Origin of the sequence: Dyella sp. A6 (assembly GCF_036320485.1) — a bacterium.
GTDB classification, from domain to species: Bacteria; Pseudomonadota; Gammaproteobacteria; order Xanthomonadales; family Rhodanobacteraceae; genus Rhodanobacter_A; species Rhodanobacter_A aluminiiresistens.
In genome coordinates this window covers 2,354,021-2,365,969 of the sequence record NZ_CP132911.1, presented here as the reverse complement: position 1 = coordinate 2,365,969, position 11,949 = coordinate 2,354,021, and the positions used below count along the sequence as shown (strand labels likewise).

Genomic DNA, 11,949 nt, shown 5'->3' with positions numbered 1-11,949 from the left:
CGGCCGGGTGACGCGGTATTCCGGGAACAGGCCGTACAATAGCGGCCTGTTCACCCCTGAAGTCTGCCGTGACCGTTACCGGCTTTTCCGCGCCTGCTCCTGATGCCGCTCTCGATGCGCTGTTCCTGCCGTTCGCCACGGGCGAGCTGGATCTGCCTGCGGACGGCCGCGTGCTGTTCCTGCATGCGCGGGATGGCTTCCGCCTGCGCGAGACGGCGCAGCCAGGCTGGCTGTGCGAGCAGAGCTTCAAGCCGTTCGCCGATGCGTTGCGGCGCTCGGGTCATGCGGTGGGCGAACCGTCGGAGGGCGATACCTTTGCCCGCGTGCTGATGCTGCCGCCACGTTCGCGTGACGCGTCGCGTGCGCTGCTTGCCCGGGCATTGACGTACCTGGCGCCGTCGGGCGTGGTGCTGGCCAGTGTGCCGAATGCGGAAGGCGCCAGGTCCAGCGAGGCGGACCTTGCCAGGCTCGCCGGACCGCTGCGCAGCCTTTCGAAGCACAAGTGCAGGGTGTTCTGGACCCGCCCCGGACCCCAGGTGGACAAGGAGCTCCTGGCGGACTGGCTGGCACTGGACGGGATGCAGACGATCGCGCCCGGCCTGGTCAGTCGACCTGGGCTGTTCGCCTGGGATCGCATCGACACCGCCTCGGCCCTGCTGGCCGCGCAGCTGCCGGCCGATCTGCAGGGACGGGTGGCTGACCTGGGTGCCGGTTACGGCTTTCTTTCGACACGCCTGCTGGCGCAGTGTCCCGGCATCGACGCCGTCGATCTGTACGAGGCCGAGGCGCGTGCGCTGGAACCGTCACGCGCGAATCTGGAGTACGCGGTGCGGCAAAGCGGGCGGACGGTTTCCGTGACGTTCCACTGGCACGATGTGACGCAGGGTCTGCCGCATCGCTACGACGCCATTGTCAGCAACCCGCCGTTCCATCAAGGCCGTGCGGATCTGCCCGAGCTGGGGCGCGCCTTCATTGCTGCGGCAGCCGATGCGTTGCTGCCGCATGGCAGGTTCTGGCTGGTGGCCAACCGCCACCTGCCCTACGAGTCGGTGCTGGCACGTCGTTTCAACACGGTGCGTACGATGGTGGTGAAGGATGGTTTCAAGGTGATCGAGGCAAGCGGGGCGCACGCATGAAGCTGGTTAAACTGATCGCCAACCTCGGTTACGGCAGTCGCAGGGAGGTGGCATGGATGTTCCGCGAGGGTCGCGTCACCGACAGTGACGGTGACGTGCTTTATGCCGACGACAAGCTGCCGCAGGAGCGCATCCGGATCGACGGCGAACCGCTGGACCCGCCTTCGGGGCTGGCGCTGTTGATGCACAAGCCAGTCGGCTACACCTGTTCGCGCAAGGATGCCGGGCGGCTGGTCTACGATCTGTTGCCGCCGCGCTATCGCCGTCGCGAGCCGGCGCTGTCCACCGTGGGGCGGCTCGACCGCGACACTTCGGGCATGTTGCTGCTGACCGACGACGGGGCGCTGCTGCACCGGATCATTGCGCCGAAGTCGCATGTGACCAAGCTGTACGAAGTCACCCTGGCCGAGGATCTCAAGGGCGATGAAGGCGAACTGTTCGCCAGCGGCAGCCTGATGCTGGATTCGGAAACCACACCGTTGGCACCGGCGGTCCTGCATGTGCTCGGGCCGCGTCATGCGCGACTGGCCGTGACCGAGGGGCGCTACCACCAGGTGCGGCGCATGTTCGCTGCGACCGGCAATCGTGTGGAAACGCTGCAGCGCGTGGCCATCGGCGAGCTTGGGCTCGATGACCTGGCGCCGGGTCAGTGGCGCGCAATGACCCGTGAGGACATCGACAAAGTCATCGGTCCCGCCGCAGCGCCGGGCTGAAGGGTGCCCGACGCAAACTAGGCTGATTCAGCTGGTCGGTAGCTGCCTGTGCCTGGCCAGTTCGTCTTCCCGCCGCGAACGTGCGCCGGGTTGCCATGAGACCAGATGGAAGTCTTGACCCGTTTCGAATTCTTGTTTGACGTTCCGGGTCGTTAAGCTGGAAAGCATCCCTGCCACCATGTTTACTCCGCGCCCTAGCGCGGAGTCGGCATGAAGCAAGCGCATGTGGTTCACTCCGGTCGGCCCCCGTGCCGCCCTGGATGCACTCTATCAATTTTTTGCGAAATGTGAAGTGGCTCGTATTATGTTGCAGTGCAATGTGTTACGCGCGTTTTTGCTTCGCAAAATGGTGCGCTGTTCTTTCCTTTATCCGTTCGCCGAAGCACGAGTTCCGCATGCGCTTTCCACGCTTCGATAACGCCTTTCTGCATGACTTGCCGGGTGACCCGGAAGCAGGCCCACGACTGCGCCAGGTCGAGGGCGCGCTGTATTCGCGGACGCATGCCAGTCCGGTCGCGGCGCCCAGGGTGCTGGCATATTCGACCGAGATGCTGGCGGCGCTGGGGCTCGACCCGCGCGATGTGACCGAACGCATGTTCAGCGAGGTGTTCGCGGGCAACCGTTTGCTGGAAGGCATGGAGCCTTGGGCCGCGAATTATGGGGGGCATCAGTTCGGTGTCTGGGCCGGCCAGCTTGGTGATGGCCGGGCGATCTCGCTCGGCGAGGCGGTCACTGAGGATGGGCGACGCTGGGAGTTGCAGCTGAAGGGCGCCGGCCCGACGCCGTACTCGCGTGGGGCGGATGGCCGCGCGGTGTTGCGCTCGTCGATCCGCGAATTCCTGTGCAGCGAGGCGATGCATCATCTGGGTGTTCCCACCACGCGGGCGCTGTGCCTGGTCGGCACCGGCGAGGAGGTGGTGCGCGACATGTTCTACGACGGTCACCCGCGGACCGAGCCGGGGGCCATCGTCTGTCGCATGGCACCGTCGTTCATCCGCTTTGGCAGTTTCGAGCTGCCGGCTGCGCGTGGCGACGAAACACTGCTGCGCACACTGGTCGACTTCACCTTGCAGCGGGACTTTCCGCATCTCGCCGGACCTGCGTCGACACGCTACGCCGACTGGTTCGGCGAAGTCTGCGAACGCACCGCGACGATGGTGGCGCACTGGATGCGCGTCGGCTTTGTCCACGGCGTGATGAATACCGACAACATGTCGATTCTCGGTCTCACGCTGGACTACGGCCCCTACGGCTGGATCGACAGTTTCGATCCGGACTGGACACCCAACACGACCGACGCGCATCAGCGCCGTTACCGCTTCGGCCAGCAGCCGCAGGTGGCCTGGTGGAACCTGTCCCGCCTGGCCGGAGCCTTGGCGCCGTTGTTCGACGATATCGGACCGTTGCAGGACGGGCTGAACCACTATGTGGACGTCTACGCCGAGGCTGATCGCCGCCATACTGCCGCGAAGCTTGGCCTGGCGGCGTACCGTGACGATGATTCGGCATTGATGCATGCCTTGCTGGGCCTGCTCCATGCGGCCGATGTCGACATGACGCTATGGTTTCGCACCCTGGCCGACTTCGATCCCGCGAGTCCTTCGATCGAGCCCATGCGCGAAGCGTTCTACGACGAGGCGAAGCGCCGCGCCAACGAGCCGGCCATGCTTGACTGGCTGGGCCGTTACGCCGCACGCATCGCCGACGATCCGCTGTCGTCCGAGATGCGACGCCAACGCATGCACGCGGCCAATCCACGCTATGTCCTGCGCAACTACCTGGCGCAGCAGGCGATCGACCGTGCCGAGCAGGGCGACTATGCCGGCATCAGCGCATTGCAGGACGTTTTGCGTCACCCCTACGACGAGCAGCCTGGCCAGGAGGCCTACGCGCAGCGTCGACCCGACTGGGCGAAGGGTCGTCCCGGTTGCTCGATGCTATCGTGCAGTTCGTGACGCCGGTCGTCGGTGTACCTCAGTTGACGCTGATCAGCGTCACGTCGAACACCAGGGTGGCGCCCGGCGGAATGTCGTCGCCGGAGCCCTTGCTGCCATAGGCCAGGTTGGCCGGGATGATCAGGGTGCGTTCGCCGCCGACATGCATGCCGGCGATGCCCTGGTCCCAGCCGGTGATGACCTGGCCGGCACCCAGCGTGAAGCTGATCGGCGCGCCATTCTCGTCGGAGCTGTCGAATTCCTTGCCGTGGTGATCCTTGGCATTGGCGTCATACAGCCAGCCGGTGTAGTCGACGCTGACCATGTCGCCGTCGTGGGCGACCGCGCCCTTGCCGACGACGGTATCGATCTTTACCAGTTCGGCCGGCACGCTGGCCGAGACGGTGGCCAGCAAGGCAAGGACGGCAAGGGAGGAGGCGAAGATCAGGCGACGCATGCAGGGATTCCGGCAACAGGATGCATGCAGTCTAGCCGAGTGACCCGGCCACCCGTGAGCCGGGCGGCCGGGTCGGGTATGGCGTGAAACTCAATGTCCGTGCTGGTCCTTGCCTCTGCCCTTGTCGTTGCGGTTCGGTTGGCCTCGCGACGCCGGTGCCGATCGGTCGTGGCCATGCCATGACGGTGCCGGTCGTGTCTGCATCGGCTGGCCGGATCGAACAGGCTGGTAAGGCCGCGATTGCAGCGGTCGGGCATGCAGGCCGGGCACCGGGCGTACCGGGCCCGAGGTGGGACGCGGTAACGGGCGTGGGAACGCACCGTGGTGCGGCGGCACCGGGCGGTAGGCTGGTCGCGGTGGGGCACGATGCGGCACCGGACGTGCATACCAGCGGTCGCGCTCGCGGTAGAACGGACGGTCGCGGTAATGATGGCCCCAGTACGTGCCGATCACGAAGGAAATGATCGGGATGCCGATGCGCGCACCGTACCGGGGCACCAGCACATTCTGGTTGTCATAGATGTACTGGATGAAGTTGCCGGCGACCCAGCCGCGCTCGTCGCGGTAGATCACATCGCACCAGGCCCAGCCGTCGGTACAACCCTGGATCGCCACCGGCGCGCCCGCCGGAATGGTGTCGATCCACGGGTAGCTGATGTCGGGTCCGGCGCGCATATTGACGCTGGTGGTGGTATAGCCATCCGCCGCCATGGCGAGTGCAGGCAGCGCCAGCAGCGGGATCGAAGCAAGCCAGGCGAATCGACTCATGGGCGTTCTCCTTTGCGTTGTACGTCTGAACACGAGCCTGTACCCGGTCGCCTGAACACCGCCATGACGGATCGCCCGTCAATCCCGCTCAGGCGGTGCCAGCTGCGCCTGCACATCGTTGATCGAATCGCGGATGCGCTTGCTGAAGACCGAGTCGTCATGGTGGATCAGCAGCAGCCGTTCGGTGGCACGGGTCATGGCCACGTAAAGCAGGCGAGCCTCGTCCGCCTCGCTCTTGCCGGCCTTGGGCAGCGAGCCCAGGCCGGGGATGATCACGAACGGGAACTCGAGTCCCTTGCTGGAATGCATGGTGACCAGCTTCACGCTGTCCTCGACCACGAACAGCGAGCTCTTGCCGTTGCCCTCGGCGAGGCGGCAGGGTATGTCCTCGCGCTTGAGTGCTTCCTGCAGTTTCTCGCCCTCCCACTGATTGCGGAAGATCACCGCCATGTCGGACCAGGGACGACCATGTGCATATTCGTCGCGCAGCTGGGTGATCAGCACCTGCAGCTGAGCGGCGGCGGTATCGGTGCGGATCAGTTCCGGCAGCGGACCACGGCGGCCGGCACTTTCCGGCGCGATCAGCGGCACGTCGTCGTCCTCGCCCACGCGCTCGGTCAACAGCTCGCTGGCGAAGCCGCGTGCCACGGCGAGGATCTCCAGCGTGTTGCGGTAATTGAGCTTGAGAATGGTCGTGCGCCCCTGCGCCTGCACGCCCAGGCTCTTCCAGCTCACCTGCTTGCGGTGGGCCTGGCCGTAGATGTTCTGCGCGTCGTCGTACAGCACCAGCAGCGAGTTGGTGGCCGGGTCGATCATCTGCACGATCAGCTTGTACCAGTCCGGCTCGAAGTCGTGGCCTTCGTCCACCAGCACGGCACCGTACTGGAAGCGCGGAATCTGGCCGCGGTCCACGCCGGCGATCACCTGCTCGACCATCTCGGCGAAGAAGGCGTCGGTACTCTTGCCTTCCTTCGACGGCAGGTCGACGTGGTAGGCGGAGAGCATCTGCCGGCACCACTTGTGGAAGTTGTAGACCTGCACCTTGTCGCTGAGGCCGCGTTCGCCCATCAGCTGGTCGAGTCGTGCGGCCAGCGTCTTGTTGTAGCAGAGCACCAGGATCGGGCGCTGCATCGCACGCGCCAGCTGCATCGCGCGAAAGCCCAGGATCATCGTCTTGCCGGACCCGGCAACGCCATGAATGATGCGGTGTTCGTCGCCCAGCGAGCGGGCGAGTTGTTCCTGCTGGGCGTCCATGACCTTGACCAGATCGGGAATCGCCAGCGCACGCGTCGAAGTCTCGCCGCTCCTGGCGAAAAGGCCGAACTGACCATTGCCCGGCTCGACCCGCAGTTCCGGAAACAGGTGCCAGCGCACCCGGTCGATCTGCGGCAGGGTCAGGGCCACCGGAAACACCTGCGGAAACATGGCCCAGAGGCGTTCCTGCAGCACCTCGGCGTCCACCGTCTCGTACAGTTCGTCGCGACAGATCGCCAGGTGCGGCGGGATCACCGCGTCCAGCCCGCCCTCCTCGAATTGCCGGCGGGTAACATTGGCCAGCACCACGCCGAACGCCCAGGGCATGATCAGCTTGCCGGCATGCCGATGGCCTTCCGGGTGGCGCAGGGCCGGGTCGTGTTCCAGCACCACGCCGATTTCCAGGGCGTAGGCGCGCGCCTGCAGCAGCGGATTGGTTTCCTTCGTCAGGCCGCGGTCGGTGACCAGGGTGACCTGGGTGCGGTCGGCGTGGCGGACGGTGTCGGCTTTCCAGTCCTTCACCTCCAGCACCAGCAGGCCGCGGCGTGGATGGAACACCACGAAATCCGGACGGCGCTGCTTCAGCCCGATCGGCACGTCGTACCACAGCAGGTAGTCGTCTTCGAGCTTCTGCTCCAGTCGTTCGGAAACGCGCTTTTCGCCGCCGGTCATCCGCGGCAGGCAGCTGTTGCGGGTCGGAATGAGTGTTGCCACCGGTCGATTGCTTCCCTGGAAACCCTGCCCGGACGTTAGCCGAACCGGCCGCGCTGTCAATGTGTGCGACGACCCTCCCGGGCCGCTTCGAGGCCGGCTTGCAGCGGAATATCCCCTGACGGAGAGGTACGCCTGATCGTGTCTTGAGCACGATCCTCATGCCAAAGCGGACTTTGCATGACGTGCTGGGCGTGCTATCACTTGCAGCATGATTCTCGCCCCCCGCCGCTATTGGTTCTGGTTTTACGGCTATCCGATGCCAGCGGCGGAGCGTGGAGCGCGATCGTAAGAAACCCAGATCACGAAACATCCCACGAGAAGCCGCCAGCCACCCTGGCGGCTTTTTTGCTGGCCGCCGGGAACCGAACCGAAGGAGTCCGCCGTGTCCAGCACCAGCCATACCGACGATTTGCGTATACGCGAGATCAGGGAACTGCCCACACCCGCCGAGGTGATGCGCGAACACCCCATCGATGAGCGTGCGCTTGCCACCGTGTCCGAATCGCGTCGTGCGATGCATGACATCCTGCAGGGGCGCGACGACCGTCTTGCGGTGGTGATCGGGCCATGCTCGATCCACGATCCGCAGGCGGCACTGGAATACGCCCGGCGCCTGCTTGCGGAGCGCGAACGTCATGCCGACGCGCTGGAGATCGTGATGCGCGTGTATTTCGAAAAGCCGCGCACCACCGTCGGCTGGAAAGGGCTGATCAACGACCCCGACCTCGATGGCAGCTGCCGCATCGACAAAGGGCTGCGCATGGCACGCGGCCTGCTGGGCGACATCAACGCGCTGGGCCTGCCGGCCGGTTGCGAGTTCCTGGACATGATCACGCCCCAGTACATCGCCGACCTGGTGTCCTGGGGGGCGATCGGAGCGCGTACCACCGAAAGCCAGGTGCATCGCGAGCTGGCGTCGGGTCTGTCCTGTCCTGTCGGTTTCAAGAACGGTACCGACGGCAATGTGAAGATCGCGGTGGATGCGGTGCAGGCGGCAGCGCATCCGCATCATTTCATGGCGGTCACCAAGGACGGTCGCACGGCCATCGCCGCCACGGCAGGCAACGAGGACTGCCACGTGATCCTGCGCGGCGGCAAGGCGCCGAACTTCGATGCCGCCAGCGTGGACGCCGCGTGTGTCGCGATCGAGAAGGCAGGTCTGCTACCGCAGGTGATGATCGACGCGAGCCACGCCAACAGCAGCAAGAAGCCCGAGAACCAGCCGCACGTGGTCGCCGACATTGCCGCGCAGATCGAAGCCGGCGAGCGGCGCATTGTCGGTGTGATGGTGGAAAGCCATCTGCAGGCCGGTCGTCAGGATCTGGTTGCGGGGCAGCCGCTGACCTATGGCCAGAGCATTACCGATGGCTGCATCGACTGGGATGCATCGGTGGGCGTGCTGGAGCGCCTGGCGCAGGCCGTGCGCCGCCGGCGTGTCCGCGGGAGCGATGCGCGCGAGTCGCTGTTGCGCCAGGTGGCCGGTTGAGCAAGCTGTCCGTCGCCGAGCCTGTGTCGGCGCGGACAGGTGCCGGCGTCATGCCATGACTCAACCGTCTAGGCTGGCATCCAGGGTGATGCGCGCGTTCAGCGCTTTCGACAGTGGGCAGCCGAACCGGGTCGCCTGCGCGATCTGCTCGAACAGACCCATGTCGATGTCAGGGACATGGGCGCGACAGGCAAGGTGCACGGCGGCGATGGTAAAGCCGTCGTCGCGATGTTCCAGCGTGACTTCGGCATGGGTCTCGATGCGCGTGGCTGGGGTGCCGGCGCTTTCCAGGTCATGTGCCAGTGCCATCGAGTAGCAGCCGGCATGTGCGGCCGCCAGCAATTCCTCGGGACTGGTTCCCGGGCCGTTGCCGAAGCGGGAGCGGCATCCGTAGGGCGCGTTGCGCAGGACGCCGGTCTGGGTGGACACGCGCCCTTTCCCGTTCTCCAATCCGCCGGTCCAGGTTGCGGATGCGGATCGCTTGATCATTGCTGCCTCCGTTTCAAGGCGAATGATTTGAGGATGATGCGGGACCCGTGCAGGACGTGCGAAAAGCTCGTGGACGATGTTTCACGACTCTTTTCGCCAAGCGCGTCGTATGCTGCGCGCTTGTGCCCGAAGCCAGGCGGACCGGCTGGTGAAATCCGATATCCACATGACGCCCAGGCGTGCCGGTTCGAGATGCACGTGGACGGCCAACGCTGCGAGCTGGACTATGTGCTGGATGGCCAGGTCATGACGATCGTCCACACGGCGGTGCCTTCGGTAGTAGCTGGACGCGGCCTGGCTGGCGAGCTGGCGCAGGCGGCGATGGATGCCGCGCGCACGGCGGGGTGGAAGGTGGTGTCTGCCTGCAGCTATATAGCGGCATGGCTTCGGCGTCATCCCGGCTACGCTGATCTTCTGGCCTGAGGTCACCATGGCCGATCAACCACAGGAGCACGGTTCATCCATGAATTCGCCGATCGGGCCGACACCCACGGGACCGGACACCGTGCATCGCTACCATTGGCGTCCGTGGCGATACATCCGGGTACGTCCGCGCCTGATGACGTCGACCGTGGTGTTCCTGATCGCCGGCACCCTGCTGCTGCTCGGCGGCATGCGTGTCGGCTCGGCCTTGATGCTGGGTTTCGACCTGGGTGCGTTGTTGTACCTGGTGGCGCTAGCGCGCATGTTCGCGCACTCCAGTCAGGAGCACCTGGCACGCCAGGCCCGGCTGCAGGACACCGGTCGCCGCGGCACGCTGGCGGTGACGGTGATGGTGTCGCTGATGGTGCTGACGGCGCTGGCGACCGAGCTGCATGCGGCGAAGGGCGGCAGTGTCACGGCGGTGCTGGTGGCCGCTGCCACGGTCGTGCTGTCGTGGTTGTTCATGAACACCAGCTTCGCGCTGCACTATGCACACAGCTATTACGGGGACGGCGACCGCGCTTGCGGTGGACTCGAGTTTCCCGGTACGCCCGCACCCGATTACTGGGACTTCGTGTACTTTTCCTTTGTCATCGGCATGTGCTTCCAGACATCGGACGTGACGGTCGCCGCCCGCCACATGCGCCACGTCACCCTGTTGCACAGTGTCGTGGCGTTCTTCTTCAACGTGTTCATCCTCGCGATCAGCGTGAGCGTGGTGGGCGGGTTGGGCAGCTAGCAGCATGCTGGCCCGACTGACGGCCTAGTCGCGCAGGTTGTCGAACTGCAGCGGCACGCCGGCATCCGCCTTGCGCAGCAGGGCCATGGCCAGCTGCAGGTCGTCGCGCTTCTTGCCGGTGACGCGCAGCTTGTCGCCATTGATCTGGGCTTCGACCTTCAGCTTGGCGGCCTTCAGTTCCGCCACCAGTTTCTTCGCGGTGGGCTGCTCGATGCCCTGCTTGACGGTGATCTTCTGGCGCGATCCGGCGAGGTTGGTCTCCGGGTCGGCCACGTCCAGCGCGCGGATGTCGATTTTCCGCGAGATCAGCCGGCCGTGCAGGATGTCCAGCATCTGCTGCAGCTGGAATTCGCTGGGCGCGACCTGGGTGATCACGAATGCTTCCAGTTCGAACTTCGCATCGGTGCCCTTGAAGTCGAAACGGTTGGCCAGTTCGCGGTTGGCCTGGTCGACGGCATTGGTCAGTTCGTGCTTGTCGACTTCGGAAATCACATCGAATGAGGGCATGGCGGCGGCTCGTGTTGAAGTTGTGGTGCAGTTTAAGCGATGCGGCTGGGCGATAATGCAGGCCCTGTGCGAGCAAGGAATACGGTTGCGTGAAAGTGGATGTGCTGATCGTCGGTGCCGGCGCCGCCGGCTTGATGTGCGCGATCGCTGCCGGGCAGCGCGGCCGTCGCGTGCTGGTGGTCGATCACGCCAACCGGCCGGGCAAGAAGATCCTGATGTCGGGCGGGGGGCGCTGCAACTTCACCAACCTTGGCGTTACACCGGCCAACTACCTTTCCGCCAATCCGCATTTCGCCAAGTCGGCGCTGGCGCGCTATACCCCGGCGGATTTCATCGCACTGGTCGAGCGGCACCGGATCGCCTATCACGAGAAGGAGCTGGGGCAGCTGTTCTGCGACGACTCGTCCAAGCAGATCGTGCGCATGCTGCTGGACGAATGCGCGGATGCAGGCGTGCGGGTGGAGACGTCGTGTGCGGTTGAGCGGGTGCGACACACGGATGAAGGTTTTGGCGTGCTCACCGCGCACGGCGAGGTGCATGCGGAGTCGCTGGTGGTGGCGACCGGTGGACTGTCGATTCCCAGCATGGGCGCGACCGGTTTCGGTTACGAACTGGCGCGCCAGTTCGGTCACGCCGTGCTGCCGGTGCGTGCCGGCCTGGTGCCGCTTACGCTCAGCGGCAAGCATCAGCAGCATTACCATGATCTGGCTGGCGTGGCGTTGCCGGTGGTCGAGACGCGCACGGGCAAGCTGAGTTTTCGCGCCGGCATGCTGTTTACGCATCGAGGTCTGAGTGGGCCGGCAGTGCTGCAGATTTCGTCCTACTGGCAACCGGGCGACGACCTGCGCGTCGACCTGCTGCCCGACCATGCTGCGGGTGACTGGCTGGTCGATCAGCGCGCGGCCCGTCCCGCCGCCGAATTCAAGAACGTGCTGGCCGACCTGTTGCCGAAGCGCCTGGCCCAGCGTCTGTGCGAGCACTGGTTCGACAATCGTCCGATGCGCCAGTACCGCGATGCCGAGTTGCGCGAGATCGGTCGCCAACTGCACGACTGGCCCATAACGGCCAGTGGCACCGAGGGCTACCGCACGGCGGAGGTCACCCTGGGCGGGGTGGATACCGACGGTCTGTCGTCGAGCACGATGCAGTCGAAGCTTGTGCCCGGCCTGTACTTCATTGGCGAAGTGGTGGACGTCACCGGCTGGCTGGGTGGCTACAACTTCCAGTGGGCCTGGGCGTCCGGCCAGGCTGCGGGCCAGGTGGTGTAAGCGTTATTCGCATCGGCTGCATGCGGCAGCGGGTCTACTTCGAAACTTTCAACAGACACAC

12 protein-coding genes are annotated in these 11,949 nt (G+C 65.2%); 7 read left to right on the top strand and 5 right to left on the bottom strand.

Translation table 11 applies throughout. The annotated features are described in order from the left end of the window. Positions 1-68: 68 nt before the first annotated feature. The 3 genes from RA164_RS10580 to RA164_RS10570 all read left to right on the top strand — a co-directional run bounded on the left by RA164_RS10580 (position 69) and on the right by RA164_RS10570 (position 3,804). Positions 69-1,136: a class I SAM-dependent methyltransferase gene (locus tag RA164_RS10580; RefSeq protein WP_329740813.1), complete on the top strand. Its 1,068-nt coding sequence runs from the start codon at positions 69-71 to the stop codon at positions 1,134-1,136. Continuing rightward, positions 1,133-1,849: a pseudouridine synthase gene (locus tag RA164_RS10575; RefSeq protein ID WP_329740812.1), complete on the top strand. Its 717-nt coding sequence runs from the start codon at positions 1,133-1,135 to the stop codon at positions 1,847-1,849. The genes RA164_RS10580 and RA164_RS10575 overlap by 4 nt, the downstream gene beginning before the upstream one ends. Positions 1,850-2,244: 395 nt before the next feature. Next, the gene (locus RA164_RS10570) at positions 2,245-3,804 is read left to right on the top strand and encodes a protein adenylyltransferase SelO (RefSeq protein WP_329740811.1); all 1,560 of its coding nucleotides are present in this window, start codon (positions 2,245-2,247) and stop codon (positions 3,802-3,804) included. Positions 3,805-3,823: 19 nt separating this feature from the next. Here the strand turns inward: RA164_RS10570 and RA164_RS10565 are convergent, their stop codons facing one another. The 3 genes from RA164_RS10565 to RA164_RS10555 form a co-directional block, all read right to left on the bottom strand. Continuing rightward, positions 3,824-4,240, bottom strand: a complete 417-nt coding sequence (locus RA164_RS10565; RefSeq protein ID WP_329740810.1) for an FKBP-type peptidyl-prolyl cis-trans isomerase — start codon at positions 4,238-4,240, stop codon at positions 3,824-3,826. Between the two features lie 90 nt (positions 4,241-4,330). Then, a complete protein-coding gene (locus tag RA164_RS10560) occupies positions 4,331-5,008 on the bottom strand; it encodes an SH3 domain-containing protein (RefSeq protein WP_329740809.1) in 678 nt (225 codons plus the stop codon). A 78-nt stretch (positions 5,009-5,086) separates the two neighbouring features. After that, positions 5,087-6,976, bottom strand: a complete 1,890-nt coding sequence (locus RA164_RS10555; RefSeq protein WP_329740808.1) for a 3'-5' exonuclease — start codon at positions 6,974-6,976, stop codon at positions 5,087-5,089. Between the two features lie 382 nt (positions 6,977-7,358). On the opposite strand from RA164_RS10555, the gene RA164_RS10550 reads away from it, so the two are divergent. After that, a complete protein-coding gene (locus tag RA164_RS10550; protein WP_329740807.1) occupies positions 7,359-8,462 on the top strand; it encodes a 3-deoxy-7-phosphoheptulonate synthase in 1,104 nt (367 codons plus the stop codon). 60 nt (positions 8,463-8,522) lie between these two features. Here RA164_RS10550 and RA164_RS10545 read toward each other — a convergent pair whose 3' ends face one another. Further along, entirely contained in the window at positions 8,523-8,951 is a 429-nt protein-coding gene (locus RA164_RS10545; RefSeq protein ID WP_329740806.1) for an OsmC family protein, read from the bottom strand. A gap of 192 nt (positions 8,952-9,143) precedes the next feature. On the opposite strand from RA164_RS10545, the gene RA164_RS10540 reads away from it, so the two are divergent. Both RA164_RS10540 and RA164_RS10535 read left to right on the top strand, forming a co-directional pair. Then, positions 9,144-9,374 (top strand): GNAT family N-acetyltransferase, encoded by a 231-nt coding sequence (locus tag RA164_RS10540; RefSeq protein WP_329740805.1) that lies wholly within the window; start codon positions 9,144-9,146, stop codon positions 9,372-9,374. A 40-nt stretch (positions 9,375-9,414) separates the two neighbouring features. Beyond that, positions 9,415-10,113 carry a DUF1345 domain-containing protein gene (locus tag RA164_RS10535; RefSeq protein ID WP_329740804.1) on the top strand — a complete coding sequence of 233 codons (699 nt, stop codon included), beginning with the start codon at positions 9,415-9,417 and terminating at the stop codon, positions 10,111-10,113. A 24-nt stretch (positions 10,114-10,137) separates the two neighbouring features. On the opposite strand, the gene RA164_RS10530 is transcribed toward RA164_RS10535, so the two are convergent. Next, positions 10,138-10,620, bottom strand: coding sequence for a YajQ family cyclic di-GMP-binding protein (locus RA164_RS10530; protein WP_329740803.1), 483 nt, complete (start codon positions 10,618-10,620; stop codon positions 10,138-10,140). A gap of 89 nt (positions 10,621-10,709) precedes the next feature. Between RA164_RS10530 and RA164_RS10525 the strand changes: the two genes are divergently transcribed. Next, positions 10,710-11,888, top strand: coding sequence for a BaiN/RdsA family NAD(P)/FAD-dependent oxidoreductase (locus RA164_RS10525; protein WP_329740802.1), 1,179 nt, complete (start codon positions 10,710-10,712; stop codon positions 11,886-11,888). Positions 11,889-11,949 lie beyond the last annotated feature (61 nt).

Excerpts from the sequence above, each read along its gene's own strand:
- RA164_RS10570 (WP_329740811.1), top strand. The coding sequence starts at position 2,245 with ATGCGCTTTCCACGCTTCGATAACGCCTTTCTGCATGACTTGCCGGGT.
- RA164_RS10545 (WP_329740806.1), bottom strand. The coding sequence starts at position 8,951 with ATGATCAAGCGATCCGCATCCGCAACCTGGACCGGCGGATTGGAGAAC.
- RA164_RS10535 (WP_329740804.1), top strand. The coding sequence starts at position 9,415 with ATGAATTCGCCGATCGGGCCGACACCCACGGGACCGGACACCGTGCAT.
- RA164_RS10530 (WP_329740803.1), bottom strand. The coding sequence starts at position 10,620 with ATGCCCTCATTCGATGTGATTTCCGAAGTCGACAAGCACGAACTGACC.
- RA164_RS10575 (WP_329740812.1), top strand. The coding sequence starts at position 1,133 with ATGAAGCTGGTTAAACTGATCGCCAACCTCGGTTACGGCAGTCGCAGG.
- RA164_RS10565 (WP_329740810.1), bottom strand. The coding sequence starts at position 4,240 with ATGCGTCGCCTGATCTTCGCCTCCTCCCTTGCCGTCCTTGCCTTGCTG.
- RA164_RS10560 (WP_329740809.1), bottom strand. The coding sequence starts at position 5,008 with ATGAGTCGATTCGCCTGGCTTGCTTCGATCCCGCTGCTGGCGCTGCCT.
- RA164_RS10540 (WP_329740805.1), top strand. The coding sequence starts at position 9,144 with ATGCACGTGGACGGCCAACGCTGCGAGCTGGACTATGTGCTGGATGGC.